The 22,835-nt window shown below is 64.5% G+C and carries 20 protein-coding genes, 1 tRNA gene and 1 pseudogene; 14 read left to right on the plus strand and 8 right to left on the minus strand.

What is annotated here, in order from left to right:
- Positions 1–16 precede the first annotated feature (16 nt).
- Positions 17–2,227 (minus strand): lipoprotein, encoded by a 2,211-nt coding sequence (locus C5O79_RS36960; protein WP_046545483.1) that lies wholly within the window; start codon positions 2,225–2,227, stop codon positions 17–19.
- 345 nt (positions 2,228–2,572) lie between these two features.
- On the minus strand, positions 2,573–3,388 hold the full coding sequence (locus C5O79_RS36965; protein WP_236862315.1) for a tyrosine-protein phosphatase: 816 nt from the start codon (positions 3,386–3,388) through the stop codon (positions 2,573–2,575).
- 394 nt (positions 3,389–3,782) lie between these two features.
- Between C5O79_RS36965 and C5O79_RS36970 the strand changes: the two genes are divergently transcribed.
- The 4 genes from C5O79_RS36970 (at position 3,783) to C5O79_RS36985 (ending at position 6,896) form a co-directional block, all read left to right on the plus strand.
- A complete protein-coding gene (locus C5O79_RS36970; RefSeq protein WP_046545485.1) occupies positions 3,783–4,496 on the plus strand; it encodes a methyltransferase domain-containing protein in 714 nt (237 codons plus the stop codon).
- A gap of 149 nt (positions 4,497–4,645) precedes the next feature.
- Positions 4,646–4,722: transfer RNA gene (locus C5O79_RS36975), tRNA-Pro, on the plus strand.
- A gap of 141 nt (positions 4,723–4,863) precedes the next feature.
- The gene (gene bamC / locus C5O79_RS36980) at positions 4,864–6,075 is read left to right on the plus strand and encodes an outer membrane protein assembly factor BamC (protein WP_046545486.1); all 1,212 of its coding nucleotides are present in this window, start codon (positions 4,864–4,866) and stop codon (positions 6,073–6,075) included.
- A gap of 530 nt (positions 6,076–6,605) precedes the next feature.
- A complete protein-coding gene (locus C5O79_RS36985) occupies positions 6,606–6,896 on the plus strand; it encodes a putative quinol monooxygenase (RefSeq protein ID WP_046545487.1) in 291 nt (96 codons plus the stop codon).
- Positions 6,897–6,936: 40 nt separating this feature from the next.
- Here C5O79_RS36985 and C5O79_RS36990 read toward each other — a convergent pair whose 3' ends face one another.
- The 3 genes from C5O79_RS36990 to C5O79_RS37000 all read right to left on the minus strand — a co-directional run bounded on the left by C5O79_RS36990 (position 6,937) and on the right by C5O79_RS37000 (position 8,547).
- Positions 6,937–7,194 carry a hypothetical protein gene (locus C5O79_RS36990; RefSeq protein WP_021162409.1) on the minus strand — a complete coding sequence of 86 codons (258 nt, stop codon included), beginning with the start codon at positions 7,192–7,194 and terminating at the stop codon, positions 6,937–6,939.
- Between the two features lie 136 nt (positions 7,195–7,330).
- Positions 7,331–7,609 (minus strand): hypothetical protein, encoded by a 279-nt coding sequence (locus C5O79_RS36995; protein ID WP_122473842.1) that lies wholly within the window; start codon positions 7,607–7,609, stop codon positions 7,331–7,333.
- Positions 7,610–7,830: 221 nt separating this feature from the next.
- A complete protein-coding gene (locus tag C5O79_RS37000; RefSeq protein ID WP_122473843.1) occupies positions 7,831–8,547 on the minus strand; it encodes a YdcF family protein in 717 nt (238 codons plus the stop codon).
- A 157-nt stretch (positions 8,548–8,704) separates the two neighbouring features.
- Between C5O79_RS37000 and C5O79_RS37005 the strand changes: the two genes are divergently transcribed.
- Complete coding sequence (locus C5O79_RS37005) at positions 8,705–9,022, plus strand: hypothetical protein (RefSeq protein ID WP_011351791.1); 318 nt, start codon at positions 8,705–8,707, stop codon at positions 9,020–9,022.
- Positions 9,023–9,216: 194 nt separating this feature from the next.
- Here C5O79_RS37005 and C5O79_RS38765 read toward each other — a convergent pair whose 3' ends face one another.
- Both C5O79_RS38765 and C5O79_RS37015 read right to left on the minus strand, forming a co-directional pair.
- On the minus strand, positions 9,217–9,468 hold the full coding sequence (locus C5O79_RS38765) for a hypothetical protein (RefSeq protein ID WP_047850343.1): 252 nt from the start codon (positions 9,466–9,468) through the stop codon (positions 9,217–9,219).
- 211 nt (positions 9,469–9,679) lie between these two features.
- Positions 9,680–10,066: pseudogene (locus tag C5O79_RS37015) on the minus strand (transposase); the annotation flags it as partial.
- A 430-nt stretch (positions 10,067–10,496) separates the two neighbouring features.
- On the opposite strand from C5O79_RS37015, the gene C5O79_RS37020 reads away from it, so the two are divergent.
- The 9 genes from C5O79_RS37020 to truB all read left to right on the plus strand — a co-directional run bounded on the left by C5O79_RS37020 (position 10,497) and on the right by truB (position 22,673).
- Positions 10,497–11,399 carry a LysR family transcriptional regulator gene (locus C5O79_RS37020; protein ID WP_011351793.1) on the plus strand — a complete coding sequence of 301 codons (903 nt, stop codon included), beginning with the start codon at positions 10,497–10,499 and terminating at the stop codon, positions 11,397–11,399.
- A gap of 75 nt (positions 11,400–11,474) precedes the next feature.
- Entirely contained in the window at positions 11,475–12,701 is a 1,227-nt protein-coding gene (locus tag C5O79_RS37025; protein WP_122473844.1) for a pyridoxal phosphate-dependent aminotransferase, read from the plus strand.
- 272 nt (positions 12,702–12,973) lie between these two features.
- Positions 12,974–14,005 (plus strand): SMC-Scp complex subunit ScpB, encoded by a 1,032-nt coding sequence (scpB, locus tag C5O79_RS37030; protein ID WP_047850341.1) that lies wholly within the window; start codon positions 12,974–12,976, stop codon positions 14,003–14,005.
- 60 nt (positions 14,006–14,065) lie between these two features.
- A complete protein-coding gene (rluB, locus tag C5O79_RS37035; RefSeq protein ID WP_122473845.1) occupies positions 14,066–15,829 on the plus strand; it encodes a 23S rRNA pseudouridine(2605) synthase RluB in 1,764 nt (587 codons plus the stop codon).
- 445 nt (positions 15,830–16,274) lie between these two features.
- Positions 16,275–16,733 carry a ribosome maturation factor RimP gene (rimP, locus tag C5O79_RS37040; RefSeq protein ID WP_006476167.1) on the plus strand — a complete coding sequence of 153 codons (459 nt, stop codon included), beginning with the start codon at positions 16,275–16,277 and terminating at the stop codon, positions 16,731–16,733.
- The gene (gene nusA / locus C5O79_RS37045; protein WP_006476166.1) at positions 16,733–18,208 is read left to right on the plus strand and encodes a transcription termination factor NusA; all 1,476 of its coding nucleotides are present in this window, start codon (positions 16,733–16,735) and stop codon (positions 18,206–18,208) included. The genes rimP and nusA overlap by 1 nt, the downstream gene beginning before the upstream one ends.
- 91 nt (positions 18,209–18,299) lie before the next feature.
- Entirely contained in the window at positions 18,300–21,218 is a 2,919-nt protein-coding gene (gene infB / locus C5O79_RS37050) for a translation initiation factor IF-2 (protein WP_046545494.1), read from the plus strand.
- A 114-nt stretch (positions 21,219–21,332) separates the two neighbouring features.
- Complete coding sequence (rbfA, locus tag C5O79_RS37055) at positions 21,333–21,731, plus strand: 30S ribosome-binding factor RbfA (protein WP_039339297.1); 399 nt, start codon at positions 21,333–21,335, stop codon at positions 21,729–21,731.
- Between the two features lie 9 nt (positions 21,732–21,740).
- The gene (gene truB / locus C5O79_RS37060) at positions 21,741–22,673 is read left to right on the plus strand and encodes a tRNA pseudouridine(55) synthase TruB (RefSeq protein WP_122473846.1); all 933 of its coding nucleotides are present in this window, start codon (positions 21,741–21,743) and stop codon (positions 22,671–22,673) included.
- Between the two features lie 38 nt (positions 22,674–22,711).
- On the opposite strand, the gene C5O79_RS37065 is transcribed toward truB, so the two are convergent.
- Positions 22,712–22,835, minus strand: a 124-nt coding sequence (locus C5O79_RS37065) for a transposase (RefSeq protein ID WP_143329487.1), incomplete at its 5' end; no start/stop codon positions are given.

Here is a 22,835-nt window from a genome sequence, read left to right on the forward strand (position 1 = left end):
GCGTGTCGCGCGCGTTTCAGCGTGACGCGAGCGGATTCTTCTGCCCCATGTCGACGACCAGCGTGCCGTCCGGCAGCATCCGCACCGAGCCTTGCGCGACCTGGTTGCGGTAGTCGTACAGGTCGAAACGCATCGGGCCGGCCTCGGCCGAATTCCGGATCAACGCGCGGACGTTCAGTTCGAGCACGTTGAACATCTTCATGTCGCCGCCTTCCATCCACATGTAGCTCGGTGCATCGATCTGCGGCCGCTGCGGCGCGGGCGCGCCTGCCACGCGCCTGAACGTGAGGCGCAGCCCGTCGCGCTCGACCGTTGCCTGTCCGAGCTTGCCGTTCAGCACGGGTGGCGGGAACACGGTGTACTGGTCGAGCACGAGCGTGTCGCCACGCAGTTCCGCGCCGCGGCGCTGCAACGGTGTCAGCGAAGCGAGCTCGATGCCGAGCGAACGCAGCAGCTTCGCCTGCGGGATGCCGAGCACCGACACCTGGGACGGTTTGAACGCGAGATGCCGGTCGTCGAGCACGGACAGCGTGCCCTTCATGTCGGTCGGCAGCCAGACGCCCGGCACGTGGTTCCACAGTTTGATGCCGCCCTGGACGCGCAGGTTCGTGCCGTCCGCGCTCAGTTGCAGGTCGTTGAGCGAGCGGGGTGAGTAGTCGAGCAGATAGTTGTTGAAGAGCGCGGACATCGCCTTCCACGACTCGACGACGGTGCCGCCGAGAATGCGGATGTCGTACTGGTTCGGATCGTCGAGATCGACGGGTTCGCCGGGCCGCTTCGATACGAGTTCCACGTCGAGGTCCTCCACGTGGAAGCCGATATCCCCGGACAGGTTGAAATCGACGTTGCGCAGATGGATCGTCGGGTTGCGGTTCGACACGTGACGCTCGTTGAACGGCGTGGTCGACGTGCGCCGCATCGCGACCTTCTGCATGCCGGGGTGGGCGGGGTTCGCCGCGAGTGCGTAGGCTTCCCAGTGCTGGCGTATGTCGCGCAGCGCATTCTGTTGCGCGGCGAGGAAGCTGTCGTTCAGGCGCGCGGCTGCGTTGCCGAGCAACGCGCCGCTGGCCGGGCCTGCATATGAGGGCATCCGGATCGCCATCGCGCCGCTTTCGTCGAAATTGAAGTAACCGGCCGACACCTGGTCGCGATAGTGATACAGGTCGAACACGAAAGTCTGGTCACGCTTCGTGGAATCGACCGGGCCGATCAGGATGTCCGCATTCATCGGCATCGAGCGCATGAACTTCACGTCGCCGCCGCGAATGTACATCGCTTGTTGCGGCGCATTCGCGGGCATTGCGAAGCCCGCATGCGTGCCGTCGTCGAGCTTCAGGTCGAGGCCGGCCGGCGTCACGCGCAGCGCGGTGATCGTGAGCTTCAGGCGCGGCGGCGGCATCAGTTTGTCGACCGACATCACGAGATCGTCGCCGGCGAGTTGCGCGATCGGCGTCTGGACTTTCAGCAGGTCGGCCATCTTCACGTTGGCCGCGCGCATCACCGGCTGTGCGTTGATGCCCGATACGCGCACGCCCGTCGGATGGAACACGAGCTGGCTGCCGTCACGGATCGCGAGCGTACCGGTCAACGAGAACGGCACCCAGCCGTCGCGCTGCATCTCGCCTTGCAGGTGAATCACGCCGTCGCCGGCCGATACGGCGAGCTTGCGCAGCGGCGCGTTGCGGTAGCCGAAGATGTACGTGTTGAAGAGGGCGGTGAGCTTCGCGTCGTCGAGCGTGACCGTACCTTCATGCACGTCGATCTGGAAACTGGTCGGATCGTCGAACACGATCGGCGCGCCGGCTTGCGTCGGCACCAGCGTGGCCGACAACTGATGAATGAAGAAGCCGAGGTTGTTGACGATGCGGAAATCGACGTCACGCAAGAACGTCATCGCGCCGTTCTGGCCCGAGTCGCGCAGCGTGAACGGGCGCGGTTGCGTGAGGTTGATCGATGCGAGCGACGGCACTGTGCGTGCGACCTGCTGCTCACGGGCGAGACGTTCGGCCTTGGTGCGTTCGATCTTCGTCGACGCGACCGACGTGTTGCCGTCACGCTGCGCGGATGATTCCGCGCAACCGGCGCACAGCAGCGCGAGCGCCAGCACGCCGCAGCCGAACACGCGGGACCTCGTGGGCGAGATGGGGCGGCCCGCGCGTGGCGGGCCGGAAATCCAGTCGAAAATTGCCAAAGGCGAGCGATGGCCGCGCCGGACCGCATTCCGCATCGTCTGTCTCCATGTCTTGTCGTGATCGACGGCGGCGCGCACCACTGCACGGCGCGAGCGTCGATGCCGTGCAGTGTGGCATAGCGCCCTAGAGCGGCGTTACCAAACAACGGGCGCCGGGGTGCGGCGGTCCGGCTGGCTTCCGGACAATGGATTCGGGGTGGTTGGACGGCTGAATCAAACGGTCGTTTGGTTTGCGCGGCCCGTCGTCGGCGAATGTTTCTGCGACCGGGAAAAGCCGCTGCAGCGTTGGCCGATGCGGGTTTCGCCGGATGCGACGGGTAGCGGCTGCGGCGGTCGAGGCGAGGGGGCGATCCGACCCCGTCGCAGCAGCCCGTGGATTGATCAGGCCAGCATGTGCTGCCGGATCGCGTTCAGCGTCGCCTGGTCGAGCTGCAACCCGTTCGAGATATACGACGCCATCGAGCCGTACGAGGCGGTGACCTGGTCGAATGCCGCCTGCAGATAGTCGGGGTGCGCGCCTTGAAGCGCGGCCATCATGTCTGCCGCATTTTGCCCGCCGGCTTTTTGCGCCTGGGCGACCGAATCGGCGATCTCGGATGCGCTATAGACGTTCGTCAGCAAATAGTCGGCGAATATCGTCTGTTCGGACGCGCCGAGGATCGTGTGCAGGATCGCGGTTGCCCAGCCCGTGCGATCCTTGCCGGCCGTGCAGTGGAACACCAGGTTTTCTCCTGAGCCGGCGAAACCGGTGAAGAGCGCGTGGTAGCTGGCATGCGCGGTGTCCGACGTGACGAACGCGCGGTACATGCTCAACATGAATGCCGTCGCGGTGGCGCCGGTGGTCGGGATCGGATCGATGCTGGCAGCCCCGAGCACGTTGAGGTTTTGCCAGGTGGCGCTGGCCAGCGGCACATCCGGTTGCGTCTTGATCTCGGAGGGCGTGCGCAGGTCGCGGACCTGCCTGATGCCGAGCGTGCCGACCGTGGCGATGTCCGCGGCCGACAGCGCGAGCGCGGATGAGCGATAGATCACGCCTTTTTTCATCTTCGCGCCGCTCGTTGTCACGTAGCCGGTTTCATCCGGCCCGGCCGTGTCGCGAAAATTCGATGCGGAACGCAACCGCGGTGTCGTGACCGGCGCGACCGAAATCGAGTCGCCTCCGCATGCCGTCAGAAGCGATGCGCTTCCCAGCGCCATGCCTATCGTACCGGCGCCCAGCCGGAGAAAATGTCGACGGGTAATTTCGTTTTTTCGATGCATTCAATGCCCTGTGTCGGAGACGGTTACAAGAGGTCGCGATTGCGGTGGTGTCGGAAGCCGCCCCCGTATCACCCGACGCGGCAAAGCCGAGGCGGCCGGATCGATCGACATGCAGTCGGACGGTTCGACCGTGCGCATCGATCTCGCACCGGGTAACCGCACGGTAGCGATTTACGGCGAACCGGCCATCGTCCTTTTCGATTAGGTCGCAATGTGGGTCGCGGGTGTCGGCTGCGCGTTGTCGACAGGTAGGATCGGCGGCAGCAGCGAGGTAAGATCGGCATCAGTGGCTGTAACGACCAAAGCACAGTAGCCGTCACGGGGAAACGTCATGGATCTCAAGGAAGTCGACGTATTGGGTGCGGGCGTGGGCGATCACTGGTACTACGCGTCGAAGGCGAGTGCGATCCGTCGGTTCCTGGGGGCGCCAGGCGCGAACCGGATACTCGATGTCGGTGCGGGCTCGGGCTTCTTCTCGAAGCACTTGCTGGAGCGTACGCAGGCGACGGAGGCGTGGTGTGTCGATACGAGCTACGCCGACGATACCGACGGCGAGGCGTCCGGCAAGCCCATCCACTTTCGGCGGTCCGTTGACCGATTCGACGCCGATCTCGTGTTGCTGATGGACGTGCTCGAGCACGTCGACGACGATGTCGGTCTGCTCACACAGTACGTAAAGGGCGCACCTTCGGGCAGCCGCTTTCTGATCACGGTTCCCGCGTTCCAGTTTCTCTGGAGCGGTCATGACGATTTTCTCGAGCACAAGCGTCGATATACGCTCGGCAGTCTCGAAGATGTAGTGCGTCGCTCGGGGCTCGAGGTCGAACACGGCGCCTATTATTTCGGTCTCACGTTTCCGCTTGCGGCAGCGTTGCGGCTCGGCGAGCGGGTGCGTCGGCAGCCGAGCGAGCCGGCCTCGCAATTGCGTCGTCACCATCCGTTCGTCAACAGCCTGCTCAAGTCGATCTGCCGGATCGAGTTACCGATATTCCGTTTCAACCGCGTCGCCGGGCTGACGGTCATCTGTGTTGCGCGCAAGCGGTGAATGCGAGGTGGGGGCGTGTAATCGGTGCGCAAATTGCCCCGTCGTTGCTCGCCTCGGCGTCTTCACGCCAAAAAATTTCACAAGAATGTTCCCAAAATGCATGCGACCCGTTCTAAATCGGAAAACTGTCTGTTATAATTTTTTTCTTTCGGGGCGTAGCGCAGCCTGGTAGCGTACCTGCATGGGGTGCAGGTGGTCGGAGGTTCAAATCCTCTCGCCCCGACCAGACAAAGAACCCGCGTCAGTTCAGGCTGACGCGGGTTTTTTCTTGCCGGTCGCTTTTTTGCACATCGCGGCGCGGCCCCGGTAAAATGCAAGGTTGATCCACGGAAAGCGCCGTGATTTAGCGGAAGAGGATTCCCCGAACATGACTGATCTTCGTCTTACCATGCGGTTCGCTGCAGTGCTCGCCACCGGCGCGCTCGTCGCCGGTTGCGGTACGTCGTCGCCCACGAAAGTGGACTACAAGAGCGATTCGAAATCGAAGGAAGCGTCGCTCGCAGTGCCGCCCAACATGCTCGACGAGACGGCCGATCAGCGTTCGCTGCCGCCCCAGGGCGGCGCGACTTCCCTGTCCGCGCTTCAGCAGGTCCAGCAGGCAGCGCCTGCGCTGGACACCGTTGCTCCGGCTGTCGCCGGCATGCATATCCAGCGCGACGGCACCGAGAGCTGGCTCGTGATCGACGGCAAGCAGCCCGCCGACGTCTGGCCGCAGGTTCGCCGCTTCTGGCAGGAACAGGGCTTCCTGCTCGTCGTCGACCAGCGCGACAAGGGTGTGATGGAAACCGACTGGAACGAAACCCATCCGCAGATCAATGACGGCCTGATCCGTAGCGTGATCTCGAAGGCGATGGGCAACTCGTACGTGACGGCCGAGCGCAACAAGTACCGTACGCGTCTCGATTCGGCGCCGAATGGCGGCACCTACGTGTTCATCAGCCAGAAGGGGATGCGCGAAGCGATCACGGGCTCGAACAACGATTCGAGCAAGTGGGAAGCGAAGCCGAATGACCCGGCGCTCGAAACCGAATACCTGAAGCGATTGATGGCCGTGCTCGCACAGAACGAGCAGCGCGCGAAGAACGGCGAGCCGCCGATCGCGAACATCAAGGACAACACGGTACCGGTGGCGAAGGACAAGAAGGCCGACGACGCATCGTCGAAGGCTGCTGCAGCAATTGCTGCGCAAAACGTCTCCCGCACGTCGGCGCAAGGCAACGATGCGGCCGATGCTGCCGTCCCGTCGGAAGTCACGCTCGGCGAGCCGTACGACCGGTCGTGGCTGCACGTCGGTCTCGCGCTTGATCGTGCGAACTTCACGGTCGACGATCGTGATCGCACGAAGGGCCTGTATTTCGTGCGTTATGTCGATCCGAAGGATCTGACTTCGGCCGAGCAGGGCTTCTGGAGCCAGTTGTTCCATGGCAAGAAGGAAAAGCAGGCCAAGCAATACCGTGTCAACGTGAAGGCGCTCACGGCCGACCAGACGCGCGTGGCGATCGTCGACGATTCGGGTGCGATCGACACGTCGTCGCCGGCTCGCCAGATCATGGGGTTGCTCGTGAATCAGCTTCGCTGATTTCGACGTTTCTCCGCATCAATGAAAAGCCCGCCACATGGCGGGCTTTTTTCTTGGCCACTCGCCGGCGCACACGCGTGCTGAACGTTCGGTCCCTCCTCGTGACGTTACGTAACATCCGCGCGTTACGGCGGGAAAACCCATGTCGCATCGTCGACGGCCAAAAATTTGTCCTTATAAATCAATGGGGTGGTCGGTTTGTGACACTTGGCACGCAACCTGCTTTATATGTTGGAATTGTTGAAACAGGGAGGGTGACGTCAGATATCGGAGGTGCGCCGCGAGCGCTCGATCAACGATATCGATGTCTTCGAATGTCGACGCGACAAGCGTCGGCGCAACTGATGACGATCCGCGCCAGCGTGCGGATCTCGATGGCCCCGTCGCCTATCCTCGTAGGGCGACGGTTTCGCCCGCGCTTCTCTGAAGCGCGGGCTATTTTTTTTGGGGCTGTCGTGCGATACCGTGCCGGCGCAGCTAATGCGCGATTCGCGTATTCTCGGACTTTTCCGGATGAGGGGGAGGCGGGAATGGCGGAAATTGCAGTCGTGGCGCTGATCGTGGCAAAGCCGGGCGCCGAGGAGAAGTTGCGTGCCCAGCTCGAAGCGATCGTCGAGCCGACCCGCAACGAAGCAGGAGCGTTGCAGTACGACCTGCATCGGGACCTGAAGGAACCGGCGCGATTCGTATTCGTCGAGCGCTGGGAAAGCGAGGAGGCGCTGGCTACTCATGCGCGTTCTGCGCACATTCTCGCTTATCGGGAAGCGGCCGCGGACTGGATCGAGCGTTCCGAAATCCGCGTGCTGTCGAAGCTCGTCTGAGCCGGGTGGGGCGACCGGACACGTCCGGTCGCGGCGTGCGTCAGTGCGACGTGTTGGGTACGTCGAGGATCAGGATGATCGTCCAGTCGGCGTCGCCGTCGTGATGGTACTGGCGCTCGGCGACGATGAACGGCTGCTGCTTGCCTTGCGGGCCGAGGAAAAGCACGTCGCCCTCCATCGGCAGGCACTCAATCGGCGGCAGCGCGAGGAACGCGTCAGCCGAGCCGCGGGGCATCAGTTGCTTGATCTGGCGAGTGGCGGCTTCGGTCCACTCGATGTCGAGTTGAATGTTGCTCATGCTGTCCTCCGCACCGGGGTGCGCACGGGTGGAAAATTTCGGTGCGCGACTTTAGCACAGCGCACGGGCACCGCAACCAAAAAAGCCGAACCCGGTTGCCCGGATTCGGCTTTTCGCTTGTGCGGTGCCGCCAAACTTACTGGCTGGCAGCGTCTGCAGCCTTGGCAGCCTTCTTGCCGGCCTTCTTCGCAGCTGCCTTGTGGTGAGCAGCCTTCTTGCCGTGGTGATGCTCTTCCTGCACCGCCGGCTTAGCGGCTTCAGCCGCTTGCTGCTGCTGCAGCGCCTGTGCGCGTTGCTCGATCTCGGAGATCTTGGCCGGATCGGTAATCGTCTTGATTTCCGTGCTCTCTTGCGCATACGCTGCGCCAGTCAGCGCCGACATCGCTACCAGGATAGCCAGGGACGTCTTCTTCATTGCTTTACCTCCGCTAAGTGGTGATGAACCCGAGTGTTGCCGTTTTGTCTGGCGACTGCAATCGAGTGCGTGTCGAGTGTAACAAAAGTGACGGATCAATGTGCATCGGATCGTGGCGCTACGCAAGGCCCCGTTGAAGTCGCGCAACACTTCGCACCCCTCGTCACGCGCCTGCCATCGTCGCCGCCGCAGTCATTTCCGCTCCGGTTTCCCCGGAGCCGTCAGAACCACCCGAGCCATCGATAGACATGGAACTGCGCGATGCCGACCAGTTCGTGCAATGCCTGCTCGGCATTGACTACATTGCACCAGCGCGGCAGCCAGCCTGTTTGTGCACGCCGGCGATTCGCATAAACGGGCTGCGGATCGATCCCGAACCGCTGGAAATCGAGCAGCGCGCGGCGCATCTGGTATGACGAAGTGACGAGAATGCGTGCGTCGTCATACTGTGGGCGTAGTATAGATGCAGTGAATTTCGCGTTTTCGTAGGTTGTGCGGCTATCCGGTTCCAGAACGAGGTCCGCGGGCGCGACACCTTCGGCGACGAGCTGGCGCCCGTATACGGCAGCCTCGGTTTCGCCGTGATGCTGCGGATCGCCGCCCGACATCACCACGGTGCAGTGGTCGGCTTGCTGCCGGCAGGTGCGGTAGAGCGCTGCGACCTTTTGGATGCGGGCGGTGCCGTCAGGTGGCGGCCGCAGCCCGGAGTCGGTGCGCTTCGTACCTGCGCCGATGAGAATCAGTGTGGTTCGTCCATGCATGTCCGGGTGCTCGACGGGGGTGACGCCCGCCTCGGTCCAGGCGATCAGCGGGGCTGCGAGCCAGCCTGTCGCGAGCAGCCAGAACAGCGCAACGGCGGCGATCGCGATGATTCGTCGCCGCTTGCGGCAGAGCATGAAACAGATGAAGAGAAGTACAAATGAATCGAACAGAATCAATTTGATTGGGGTATGGTGTCTTTTTATGGACGGCTGACGATCCGGCCCTGACGCGACGCCGAACGTCGGCGTCCAGAATCGGTGGCGGTATAGGCGGGCGGAGACGCCGCCCGGCGCGCCGCTTCGCATTGTCGCTGCACTTTAAGAAAGAATCGAGATGGCCACGTATTCCAACGAAGCGGTGCTCGACGCATTGAGACGAGTGCAGTACCGCCAGGTACCGTGGGCGCGCCGCCCGGGCGTGTTCGAGTATCTCCGTTCGCTCGGGCTGATGGACACGGTCAGGCAGAAGACCGTTGCCCCCGCACCAGGCTTCCATGCGCCGGTCGACATTGCCGTGCTGACCGAAAGCGGCAGAGCCGAATTCTCGCGCCTCGAGCGCGACGAGAAATTACTTTCCTGGACCGATCGCCGCATGGCCGACTACGCATTGAGCGAAGCGAGTGCCGTGGCGATTCTCGAAAGCCGCCTGTAGCGGCAGATCATCCGTCACGCGCATCGCCGCGCGGCTGGCGATACCCAAAAAAAAGCCCGTATCGCGAGGATACGGGCGTACCGGATACTTTTGCTGTTGCCACGCTGTGCTCATGGCAACGTTGTGACTCGTCGCGCGCGGCGCAGTTCCCGAACGCAGGCATTTTCTTTGGCGAAATCCCGAAATTGGCAGGACTACGGATGACGCGGTACGTCGGTCGGCTGCGAGCCGATGCGCGCTCGCGCGTTGCTGGCGATGTCTCCGCGCAGGTCGCCACGCGGCACGGTTTGCCGGCTGGGCGGGTTGACGGACGGCGGCTGGCGGAGGGTGTTCCGATGATCCTGCTGGCGATGGGGCGGCTTCACGCGATCGTCGGCGTGGGCTGGAGCGGACAACGCCACGGAGATGACAATGCCGCATGCAACGAGCAGTGACATTGGTTTCATGGCGGGGGCTCCCTTCAAGCCGTCGACGCGGCCTGTTGATATTTCGCTAAGGTAAGCGTGGGAGTGCAGGCTTGCTGTAAATATTGGTAAATAGATGTATCGCGGCACGACAGCGGTAATCGACGGCAACGCGGGCGTCGCGATCAGGTCGCGTCGCTGAAAGAAACCGGGCGGCCGAAGCCGCCCGATCGAGCATTCGTTACGCCATCTTGACAGGTGCGCGCCAGGATTCCGGATTGGTCCAGAAGGCGCCGCGCAGCCGGTCGCGGCTCGGCGGTGCGGGCGGCTTCGCAGCGCTTGCGCCGATGCGCCCGCGCAAGGAGATCTGCCGGCCGCTCGTGCCGAGTCGCTTCACGATTTCGGCGAGCGTGCCGTCCGCCTGCCATTCGTCGAAGCGACGGCGGCAAGTCGGCGGCGACGGATAGCGGCCCGGCAGCTTCGACCAGCCTTCACCCGTCGACAACACCCACAGCACGGCGTTCACTACCGAGCGGGCTTCCACGCGGGGGCGGCCGCGCCGCTCACTCCGTGCGGGTTCCGAGCAAAACAGACCCTCGACCAGCGCCCACTCGTTATCTCTCAAATCGTCGAACAGCATCATGTCCTCACCTCAGCGAAGCTAACTCCGGTGCGCTGCCCTGCGCCGCGCACTCTTCAAGCACTCGATCGTCGAGTGCCGGGTGGGGGCGTCCGGTTGGCCGGCAGCGGCGTTTCTGCTCTTCCGTCCGACGAAACCTGCGCCCTGTGCGTCAGGTAATGCACGAAGCGTGCCATGTCGGAGGTAATCCCCTTGAGAGCCGCTTGGCAGCGAGCTAACGGCTAAGTCAGCTAGGGGCGTATAAGACGCCAAAATAACCCGCCAGCAAATCGGGACAATCACCAATCTTGTGCAGTTCGCCCGCACCACGTGCGTTCGCGGATGTATTGCACCGCAGCGAAACATGTGGGGCAGGTGCCTGATTCGTACCTCGGAGCCGGATCGCGCATTAAAATCCTGCATCGATATCGACGATTGATGAGGTCGGGAAATGAACGTTACGCTGCGCCAGCTTCGCGTCTTCATCGAGGTAGCGCGGCTCAAGAGCTTCAGTCGTGCGGGCGATGAGATCGGGCTCACGCAGTCCGCGGTCAGTCGCTGCGTGCGCGAGCTCGAGGCCGAGCTCGGGTTGAAGCTGATCGACCGCACGACGCGCGACGTGCAGCTGACCGATGTCGGTGCGAACCTGATCGCGAGCGTGTCCCGTCTGCTCGACGATCTCGACGACACGCTGCGCGAGATTCGCGAGATCGGCGAGCAGCGCCGTGGGCGCGTGATCGTTGCGGCCAGTCCGACGATCGCGTGCCGGCTGATGCCGCGCGTGGTTGCGTCGTGCGAGCGCCAGTTTCCGTTCGTGACGCTGGGTTTGCGCGACGACGTGCAGAGCGACGTGTTGCGCAAGGTGAAGTCGAGCGAGGTGGATTTCGGCGTCGTGATCGGTCCGCTTGCGGTGGCCGACCTCGTCTGCGAATCCTTGATGACCGATTCGTTCTGCCTGGTCGCGCGCGCTGACCATCCGCTCGCGGCGCGTGCCGAGGTGCCCTGGACGGCGCTGGACGGTGAGCGCCTCGTACTCCTCGATCATGCATCGGGAAGCCGGCCGCTGATCGATGCCGCGCTGGCCGCCCATCGTGTCAATGCGACGGTCATGCAGGAGCTCGGGCATTCGGCGACCGTGTTCGGACTCGTCGAGGCCGGTGTCGGTGTGAGTGTGCAGCCGTGGCTGTCGCTGCCTTTACCTGCCGGCTCGACGCTCGTCGCCCGACCGCTCACCCCACGCACCGAACGCACGGTCGAACTCGTGCGCCGCCGCGACCGGTCGTTGTCGCCCGCTGCGCAGGCGATCTGGGAACTCGTGCGGCAGATGCCGGCGAGGGCAGAGGACCTCGACTGATGCGGATGGACCTGCGCCGGCCCTGCTTGCGGGTCGGTACACTACGCGGATCGTGTTCCTCGACGGTGGCTCTCGATGGTGCATCCCGCAGATTCTCTTCCGGTGGCCGGCTCGCCGGCGGCTCGCTCGCCGGCGGCCCGCGACGCAGTGCACGCGTTGCGTCCGTCGCTGATCCGGGAAGTGGCAAACGCCGGCTTTGGCGTGCCGGACATGCTGCCGTTCTGGTTCGGCGAATCCGATCGCGTGACGCCGGATTTCATCCGCGACGCGGCGGCGGCGGCGCTGCGCGATGGCGCAACCTTCTACACGCACAACCTCGGCACTGCGCCGCTGCGCGACGCGATCGCGTCCTACGTCAGCGCCCGGCACGGTGCGACGGCGGCCGACACCGTGGCCGTGACGAGTTCGGGCGTGAGCGCGCTGATGTTGGTCGCGCAGATGCTGGTTGGTCCGGGCGAGCGCGTCGTCGCGGTCACGCCGCTGTGGCCGAATCTCGTCGAGATTCCGAAGATCCTGGGGGCGCAGGTCGAATGCGTGCCGCTCGGCTATGGCGATGCGGGCTGGCAGCTCGATGTCGGGCGGCTGCTTGCGGCGCTGAAGCCCGATACGCGGATGCTGCTGATCAACTCGCCGAACAATCCGACCGGCTGGACGATGTCGCGCGACGACCAGCAAGCCGTGCTCGCCCATTGCCGCCGCCACGGCATCTGGCTGGTTGCCGACGAGGTGTACGAGCGGCTCGCTTTCGACGCCGACGACGCGCACGGCGCGCCATCGTTCCTCGACATCGCATCGCGCGACGAGCGGGTCGTCGTCGTGAATTCGTTTTCCAAGGCATGGGCGATGACGGGCTGGCGTCTGGGGTGGCTTGTCGCGCCGGCAGCGGTCATGGCTGACCTGTCGAAGCTCGTCGAATACAACACGTCCTGCGCGCCGGGCTTCGTGCAGGCCGCGGGTGAGGTCGCGCTGCGCGATGGCGAGTCGTTCGTGCGGTCGTTCGTCGCGGCGCTGCGCGATGCGCGCGATCACCTAGTCGCCGCGCTGCGCACCCTGCCGGGTGTCGAGGTGCCGCCTCCGCCGGGCGCGATGTACCTGTTTCTGCGCCTGCCGGGCGCGTCAGACAGCCTCGCGTTCTGCAAGACGCTGGTGCGCGAAGCGGGGCTCGGCCTCGCGCCCGGGAGTGCATTCGGCCCGGAGGGGGAAGGGTTCGTGCGCTGGTGCTACGCGTGCGATCCGGCACGCCTCGATGCGGGTGTCGAGCGGTTGCGGCGGTTCCTCGCGCGCTTTGCGGCTGGCCGTTGAAGCGGGGCCGGAGCGGGCACGGCGCGCCGGCGGCATCCCGTTCGGCTCATCTTTACGCACCGGGCAATTTTGCGTAATATGGCGCTCAGTCACGCGGTTCCGTCGTTGAGCCGTGCTGTTCCGTCCGGTTTGGGCCTGGCCTGAAGTTGGTACGCCGCCCCCGGTTCGTGCTCCCATCAATATGACCGATCAGAATCGGGCGAGCGCGTCTTCCGTTCCTTTCGTCTGTTTGTTGATCCGGTTCGTTTGACCACAGGGTCTGGCCTAGCTGCATGAATACCCAAGAGGCGAAGATCGTCCTCGAGACTGCTTTGATCTGCGCGCAGGAACCGCTGAAACTCGGCGATTTGCGCAAGCTCTTTGCCGACGGCGTGTCGGCTGACACGGTCCGCACGTTGCTCGAAGATCTGAAACAGGATTGGTCCGGCCGCGGCGTTGAACTGGTGGCGCTGGCGACCGGATGGCGCTTCCAGAGCAAGCCGGCGATGCGTCACTATCTGGATCGCCTGCATCCTGAGAAGCCGCCGAAATATTCGCGTGCGGTGCTCGAAACGCTCGCGATCATCGCGTACCGGCAACCTGTCACGCGCGGCGACATCGAAGAGATTCGCGGCGTGACGGTCAATACGCAGGTCGTGAAGCAACTCGAGGATCGCGGCTGGATCGAAGTGATCGGTCATCGCGACGTGCCGGGGCGCCCGGCGCTGTATGCGACAACCAAGCAGTTCCTTGACGACCTCGGCCTGAAAGCGCTCGATGATCTGCCTGCGCTCGAAGAGCCGGCCGCGAACATCGAGGCCGCGCTGCTGGCGCAGCAGGCGATGGATTTCGACGAGGGTACGCCGCTTGCCGATGACGCAACGGGTGACGTGGCGCAAACGGATGAGGCGTCCGCCGGTCAATCGGCAGGATTGCCGGATGATCCCGCAGCGGATGTCGCGTCGACGCATGAAATCGCGAGCCGCGATACGCTCGATGTTGTTCGCGGGCAAACGGAACAAATGGAACAGGCTGGCGCCGAAGCAGTGCCAGCCGGTGTGCACCGCGAGCCGCTGCATGCGGATTGGAGCGAGGAAGATCGCAAGCCGGCTGCCGACGTTGCTGCCGGAGACGGAGCGGAAGCGGCCGGCGACATGACCGGCGAGGCTGGCCAGGCCGACGCCCCCCGTTCCCGTCCTGCGGACGACGAGATGCTGGACGACACGTCCGACAGTCTCGCCGATGCCGTGCGAAGCGCCAGTGCACCCATCGGTGCCGATGCGCTGCCGGACGACGAAGCAGAACCTGAACAGCGTCGCGCCTGATCGCGGCCAATTTCTTGCCGCGCCCGCGCCGGGCGCGAGACCTGACATTTTGAGGTTGTTTTGACAGATATCCACGATATTGAATCGTCCGCGCCTGCCGTGCAGGCAGCGCGTGCCGACGATGCACCGGAGCAGGGCGCTTCGGCCGAGGGCGGTGACGAGCGTCCCCGCCGCGGTTTGCGGCGGGGCCCGCGCAGCCTGATCGCGCGGCGTCGCGCGGCAGCCAAGTCGAAGGGCGCTGAAGGCGAGCCGCAGGGCGGCGAAGGCGCTGACGCGCAGCCGGCCGAGGCCAATGAAGTGCAGCAGCCGACGCGTGCGCCGCGCAAGGAAGGTGGAGCCAAGGGTGCTCGCAAGCCGGCGGCCAAGCGCGAAGGCGCAGCCAAGGCTCAGGGCGCCCAAGGCGGCCAGGGGCGTCGCGGCAGCGCACCGAAGGCTGAGGGCGGCGTGGCAAAGGTGGAAGGCGATGCGTCCCAGGATGAGCTGTTCGCCTACGTGACGTCGCCGGCATTCGACGCGGACAACTCCGCGGGCGGTAGCGGCGTGCGTGCGCCCATGCTGCGTCGCGGCCGTAGCCAGCCGGCGAACAAGCGCGTGCTGTCGCCGGACGACGACGCGCCGAAGCTTCACAAGGTGCTGGCGGAAGCGGGCATGGGCTCGCGCCGCGAAATGGAAGAGCTGATCGTCGCCGGCCGCGTGTCGGTGAACGGCGAACCCGCGCACATTGGCCAGCGCATCATGCCGACCGACCAGGTGCGGATCAATGGCAAGCCGGTCAAGCGCAAGCTGCCGAACAAGCCGCCGCGCGTGCTGCTGTACCACAAGCCGACGGGCGAGATCGTCAGTCACGCGGATCCGGAAGGCCGGCCGTCGGTGTTCGACCGCCTGCCGCCGATGAAGACGGCGAAATGGCTCGCGGTGGGCCGCCTCGACTTCAATACCGAAGGTCTGCTGATGCTGACGACTTCCGGCGACCTCGCAAACCGCTTCATGCATCCGCGTTACAGCGTCGAGCGCGAGTACGCGGTGCGCGTCGTCGGCGAGCTGGCCGAAGGCATGCGGCAGAAGCTGCTGCACGGCGTCGAGCTCGACGACGGTCCGGCGAATTTCCTGCGCATCCGTGATGGCGGCGGCGAAGGCACGAACCACTGGTATCACGTCGCGCTGGCCGAAGGCCGCAACCGCGAAGTGCGCCGGATGTTCGAGGCGGTCGGCCTGATGGTGAGCCGGCTGATCCGTACGCGTCACGGCCCGATTCCGCTGCCGCGCGGCCTGAAGCGCGGCCGTTGGGAAGAGCTCGACGACGCGCAGGTGCGCAAGCTGATGGCGACCGTTGGTCTGAAGGCGCCATCCGAGGAGAAGGGCAAGCGCGGCAGTGCCGCTCCGGCCGAGCGTCGCCAGCCCGATCCGATGCAGACGTCGATGGGCTTCATCAATCGCGAGCCCGTATTGACGACGCACGGACAACTCGACCAGCCGCGTCGCGGTGGTGGTCGACGCGGCGGGCCGGGTCTGCCGGGCCTGAGCGGCTACGGCAGCCTGCCGGTTGCGCCGTCGGGCTACGGCAACCGCGCGGGCGGTGGCCGCGATGGCAACCGAGCGGGCGGCGGCCGTGACGGCAACCGCACCGGCGGTGGTCGCGATGTCGACGGCAATCGCGCGTCGTATGGCGCAGGCCCGAAGCGCGATGGCGCGGGCGGCAAGCGCGGCGGCAGCAAGGGCGGCGGCAATCGCAATCCGAACGGCAATCGCGCGGACGGCGCCGGTAACGGCGGCGGCGCGCGCGGTGGCCAGCGTCCGCAGCGCAGTCGCACGCGCGGCCGCTAAGCGTCTGTTGGCGCACGGCGGCGTAGCGCCGCCGGCGTGCCGGTTCGATCGGCGTCCGGCCGGTTTTTGCCGGCACGACGCATCGCGCCGATGATTTCGGCTGTATCCATGCCGCGTGCCGCAGCAATGCCGATTACCGGCGCGGCGGAATGCGCCGGTCGACCGACCAGCCCGATTTCGCATTTTCGGTCCGTAAAGGCAGCCGACGCGCTGCTTTTACCGGCTGGCTTGGCGTTTGCGCCAAAAATCGCTATAATCGCGGAGTCGCTGGGCGTACGGATTCAATGTGCGGCTCAGGTGCGACCACCAGTAAGAAGATGGGCGTTCCGCCCATTTTTTTTTGCTGAAACGGTTAGGCATCTCGGGTAGCGCTTCCTGCGCCGGCTAAGGCGCGCGCCCGCGGGTGTAATCGCGAGCGGCGGGCGCGAACACCTGAGAGGACACTGTGCAACTGACGGAACTGATAGAAACCACGGTCACCGGGCTCGGCTACGAGCTGGTGGAACTCGAGCGCACCGGGCGCGGCATGCTTTGCATCTACATCGATCAGCCTGCCGGCATCTCGCTCGAAGATTGCGAAAAGGTTACGCGTCAGCTCCAGCACGTCTTGACGGTCGAAAATATCGATTACGAACGGCTCGAAGTCTCGTCCCCGGGGCTCGACCGCCCGTTGAAGAAGCTGGCCGACTTCGAGCGCTTCGCCGGCAGCGAAGTTTCCGTGACCTTGAAAAAGCCGCTGGACGGGCGCAAGACGTACCGGGGCATTCTGCACGCGCCGAATGGCGAAACGATCGGTTTGGAATTTGAGGGGAAGAAGGGCGAGGCAGCCATGCTGGATTTCACGCTGGCCGATATCGACAAAGCCCGCCTGATTCCGCAAGTTGACTTTAGGAGCCGCAAATAATGAGTCGCGAAGTGTTGATGCTGGTGGATGCGCTGGCGCGCGAGAAAAACGTCGACAAGGATGTGGTGCTGGGCGCCCTCGAGGCTGCGCTCGCGTCCGCTTCCAAGAAGCTGTTCGACGAAGGCGCCGAAATCCGCGTCCATATCGATCGCGAAAGCGGCGAGCACGAAACCTTCCGTCGCTGGCTCGTCGTGCCCGACGAGGCAGGCTTGCAGGAGCCGGATCGCGAGATCCTGCTGTTCGAAGCACGTGAGCAGAAGCCCGACGTCGAAGTCGGCGAGTATGTCGAGGAACCCGTTCCGTCGATCGAGTTCGGTCGCATCGGCGCGCAGGCCGCCAAGCAGGTGATCCTGCAGAAGGTGCGCGATGCCGAGCGCGAGCAGATCCTGAACGACTACCTCGAGCGTGGTGAAAAGATCATGACGGGTACGGTGAAGCGCCTCGACAAGGGCAACTTCATCGTCGAATCGGGCCGTGTCGAGGCGCTGCTGCGCCGCGATCAGCTGATCCCGAAGGAAAACCTGCGCGTGGGCGACCGCGTGCGCGCTTACATCGCGAAGGTCGACCGCACTGCGCGCGGCCCGCAGATCGAGCTGTCGCGTACGGCGCCCGAGTTCCTGATGAAGCTGTTCGAGATGGAAGTGCCGGAAATCGAGCAGGGCCTGCTCGAGATCAAGGCGGCTGCCCGCGACCCGGGCGTGCGCGCGAAGATCGGCGTCATCGCATACGACAAGCGGATCGATCCGATCGGCACCTGCGTCGGCATCCGCGGTTCCCGCGTGCAGGCCGTACGCAACGAGCTCGGTGGCGAAAACATCGACATCGTGCTATGGTCGGAGGATCCCGCCCAGTTCGTGATCGGCGCGCTCGCGCCGGCAGCTGTCCAATCGATTGTCGTCGATGAAGAAAAGCACTCGATGGACGTCGTCGTCGACGAGAACGAGCTGGCTGTCGCGATTGGCCGCAGCGGTCAGAACGTTCGTCTTGCAGGCGAACTGACCGGCTGGCAGATCAACATCATGACGCCGGACGAATCCGCCCTGAAGCAGGGTGAAGAGCGCGACCGGCTGCGTGCACTGTTCATGGCGCGTCTCGACGTCGACGAAGAAGTTGCCGACATCCTGATCGACGAAGGCTTCACGAGCCTGGAAGAGATCGCGTACGTGCCGCTCAACGAAATGCTCGAAATCGAGGCGTTCGACGAGGACACCGTGCACGAACTGCGCAACCGCGCACGCGACGCGCTGTTGACGATGGCCATCGCGAACGAAGAAAAGGTCGAGAACGCAGCGCTGGATCTCAAGAGCCTCGACGGCATCACGCCGGAGCTGCTCGCGAAGCTGGCCGAACACGGCGTGCAGACGCGCGACGATCTCGCCGAGCTGGCTGTAGATGAACTGGTCGACATGACCGGGATGGAAGAGGATGCCGCTAAGGCGTTGATCATGAAAGCACGTGAACACTGGTTCCAGTGAGAAATGACCATGGCGCACTGATTTGATGGCGGCCGTATGGCCTGACCCGATGCTAACCGCAAGGAATCGGTCCTTGCACTAAGAGGAATGAATGGCGAGTAACAACGTAGCCCAATTTGCCGCGGAACTGAAAATGCCTGCTGGTGTGCTGCTCGAACAGCTGCAGGCAGCGGGCGTCCAGAAAGCGAGTGAAGACGATGCGCTGTCCGAAACGGACAAGGCGCGTCTGCTCGATCATTTGCGCAAGTCGCACGGCGCAACCGACGGCGACAAGCGCAAGATCACGCTGACCCGCAAGCATACGTCGGAGATCAAGCAATCTGACGCGACGGGCAAGGCTCGCACCATTCAGGTCGAGGTCCGCAAGAAGCGTACGTTCGTCAAGCGCGACGACGTGAGCGAGGGTGCGGAGCAGGGTCAGGCGCAGGTCGCCGAAGCGGACGACGATGCGGATCTGAAGCGTCGTGAAGAAGAAGCGCGCCGCGAGGCCGAGCTGCTCGAGAAGCAGGCGCAGGAGCTTCGCGAGCGTCAGGAACGTCTCGAGCGCGAGGAAGCAGAGCGCCGCGCCCGCGAGGAAGCGGCCGAAGCCGAGCGTCGTCGCGCCGAGGAAGAGGCAGCGGCGAAGCGTGCTGCGGCCGAAGCTGTGGCGGCACAGCAGCAGGCAGCCGCACAGCAGGCTGCTGCAGCCGAGCAGCAGGAGGCGGCGAGCACGCAGTCCGCGCAGGACGAAGCACGCGCAGCCGCCGAACGTGCGGCTCAGCGTGAAGCGGCGAAGAAGGCTGAAGACGCTGCCCGCGAGGCGGCGGACAAGGCGCGCGCCGAGCAGGAAGAGATCAGCAAGCGTCGTGCGGCGGCAGAAGCCGAAGCGCGTGCGATTCGCGAGATGATGAACACGCCGCGCAAGGCCGTGGTCAAGGCAGTCGAGCCGCCGAAGCCGGTCGAGCCGCCGAAGCCGGCCGAAGCGAAGGGCACGCTGCACAAGCCGGCAAAGCCGGAAGGTGCGCAGGCGCGTCCGGCCGTGAAGAAGCCGGCCGGTGCTGCAGCGCCGGCTACGACTGCGCCGGCAGGCGCGGGCGACCGCAACAAGAAGCCGGGCGCAGGCAAGGGCGGCTGGCAGGACGACGCGTCGAAGCGTCGCGGCATCAAGACGCGCGGCGATTCGAGCGGTGGCGTCGACCGCGGCTGGCGCGGCGGCCCGAAGGGTCGCGGCCGTCACCAGGACAGCTCCACGTTCCAGGCGCCGACCGAGCCGATCGTCCGTGAAGTTCACGTGCCGGAAACCGTGTCGGTTGCCGATCTCGCGCACAAGATGTCGGTCAAGGCCTCCGAAGTCATCAAGGTGATGATGAAGATGGGCCAGATGGTCACGATCAACCAGGTGCTGGACCAGGAAACGGCGATGATCATCGTCGAGGAACTGGGCCACCGCGCGGTTGCCGCGAAGCTGGACGATCCGGAAGCGCTGCTCGTCGAAGGCGAAACGGGTACCGATGCGGAGCAACTGCCGCGTCCGCCGGTCGTCACGGTCATGGGTCACGTCGACCACGGCAAGACCTCGCTGCTCGACCACATCCGCCGCGCGAAGGTTGCGGCTGGCGAAGCGGGCGGCATTACGCAGCACATCGGCGCATACCACGTCGAAACGCCGCGCGGCGTCATCACGTTCCTCGATACGCCGGGTCACGAAGCGTTCACGGCAATGCGTGCACGCGGCGCGAAGGCGACCGACATCGTGGTGCTGGTGGTGGCAGCCGACGACGGCGTGATGCCGCAGACGAAGGAAGCCATCGCCCACGCGAAGGCAGGCGGCGTGCCGATCGTCGTCGCGATCAACAAGATCGACAAGCCGGACGCGAATCTCGATCGCGTCAAGCAGGAACTGGTCGCGGAAGGCGTCGTGCCGGAAGAGTACGGCGGCGATTCGCCGTTCGTGCCGGTTTCGGCGAAGACGGGCGCGGGTATCGACGATCTGCTCGAGAACGTGCTGCTGCAAGCCGAAGTGCTGGAACTGAAGGCACCGGTCGAGGCGCCGGCCAAGGGCATTGTGATCGAAGCGAAGCTCGACAAGGGCAAGGGCCCGGTCGCGACGATCCTGGTGCAGTCCGGTACGCTGAACCGAGGCGACGTCGTGCTGGCGGGTACGGCCTACGGCCGCGTGCGCGCGATGCTCGACGAGAACGGCAAGCCGACGAAGGAAGCTGGCCCGTCGATCCCGGTCGAAATCCAGGGTCTGTCGGAAGTGCCGGGCGCGGGCGAAGAAGTGATCGTGCTTCCGGACGAGCGCAAGGCGCGAGAAATCGCACTGTTCCGTCAGGGCAAGTTCCGCGACGTCAAGCTTGCGAAGCAGCAGGCCGCGAAGCTGGAAAGCATGCTCGAGCAGATGGGCGAAGGTGAAGTGCAGAACCTGCCGCTCATCATCAAGGCGGACGTGCAGGGCTCGCAGGAAGCACTCGTTCAATCGCTGCTCAAGCTGTCGACCGACGAAGTGCGCGTACAGATCGTGCACAGCGCGGTGGGCGGCATCAGCGAAAACGACGTCAACCTCGCAACGGCATCGAAGGCTGTCATCATCGGCTTCAACACGCGTGCGGATGCACAGGCGCGCAAGCTGGCCGAATCGAATGGCATCGACATCCGTTACTACAACATCATCTATGACGCAGTGGATGAGGTGAAGGCGGCGATGTCGGGCATGCTGGCGCCGGAAAAGCGCGAAGTCATCACCGGCATGGTCGAGGTGCGCCAGGTCTTCAAGGTACCGAAGATCGGTGCAGTCGCCGGCTGTATGGTGACGGACGGTGTCGTCAAGCGCTCGTCGTCGGTGCGCGTGCTGCGCAACAACGTCGTGATCTTCACGGGCGAACTCGAATCGCTGAAGCGCTTCAAGGACGACGTGAAGGAAGTGAAGCAAGGCTTCGAGTGCGGTATGTCGGTGAAGAATTTCAACGATATCGTCGAAGGCGACCAGTTCGAAGTCTTCGAAGTGACCGAAGTCGCGCGTACGCTGTAACCCTCGCGCATCGGCTCATGGGCGGGGCAGGCTTGGGCCTGTCCCGCCCATTTTCATGGTGGCGTGCCAACACTGGCCGCCGCTTTATCCTGATAAACGGATCACGGATCGATCATGTCCAGGAAACGTACTTCCCCCAATCGCAACGTGCAGATCGCTGACCAGATTCAGCGCGATCTGTCCGAACTCATCATGCGCGAGGTCAAAGACCCGCGCATCGGCATCGTGACCATCCAGAGCGTAGAGCTCACGCCGGATTACGCACATGCGAAGGTCTACTTCACCGCGCTGACCGGCGATCCGGACAAGACGCAGGAAGCGCTGAACCACGCGTCGGGTCACTTGCACAACCTGTTGTTCAAGCGCCTGCACATCCATACGGTGCCGACGCTGCATTTCCACTACGACCAGACGATCGAGAAGGCCGTGGAAATGTCGCGCCTGATCAAGGAAGCGAACTCGACGCGCGCGAAGGATGACGACGAGGCCGACGCGGCCGCCAAGGACGACTGAGCTCGACCTATGACGACTGCAGCATCCCAACGTCCGCGCGTGCCCCGGCGCGTGCTGGATGGCGTCCTCTTGCTCGACAAGCCCGTCGGCCTGTCGAGCAACGACGCGCTGATTCGCGCGAAGCGCTTGCTGCTCGCGAAGAAAGCCGGTCACACCGGCACGCTCGATCCGCTGGCTTCGGGCCTGCTGCCGCTGTGCTTCGGCGAGGCGACGAAGTTCTCGCAGGATCTGCTCGAAGCGGACAAGACCTATGAAGCAACGATGCGTCTGGGCCAGCGTACGGCTACCGGCGACGCGGAAGGCGAGGTGATCGACACGCGGCCGGTCGAGTGCGATCGCGCGGCGGTGGAAGCCGCGCTCGTGCGCTTCACCGGCGAGATCGTGCAGGTGCCGCCGATGTATTCGGCGCTCAAGCGAGATGGCAAGCCGCTGTACGAATATGCGCGGGCGGGGCAAACCGTCGAGCGCGAGGGCCGCAACGTGACGATTCTCGCACTCGACCTGCTCGCGTGCGACGTGCCCGACGTGACGTTTCGCGTGACCTGCAGCAAGGGCACGTACGTGCGCACGCTGGCGGAGGATATCGGCGAGGCACTCGGTTGTGGTGCGCATCTGACGATGCTGCGCCGCACGGGCGTCGGTGAGCTGACGCTCGAGCATGCGGTGACGCTCGATGCGCTGTCCGATGCGGACGAAGCGTCGCGCGATGCGTGGCTCCAGCCAGTCGACGCGTTGCTGTCGACGTTTCCGCTGGTTCGTCTCGATGAAACCAGCGCGAAGCGGTTCCTGCACGGCCAGCGTCTGCCGCTGTCGGCGCTCGATCCGATCGAGGCGGCCGAGGGTGAGCGTGTGCGCGTCTATGACGCTACTCGGCTGCTCGGCGTGGCTCGCAAGGCGAACGGCGTACTCGCGCCGGAACGGCTCGTCGTCACGGCGGCCTGACGCAGCCGCGCGAGCGCTCCCGCTGGAATAAAAAAGGTTCATCGAGGATTACCGGGGAACGCGGCGCGGATCTTGAGGAAGAAGTATTCCTCGTCGCGGTACCCGTAGGCCCGACGCTTGATGACCTTGATGGTGTTGTTGATGCCTTCGACGACGCTGGTA

The sequence above is a fragment of the Burkholderia sp. SRS-25 genome (assembly GCF_004343765.1).
Lineage (GTDB): Bacteria > Pseudomonadota > Gammaproteobacteria > Burkholderiales > Burkholderiaceae > Burkholderia > Burkholderia contaminans.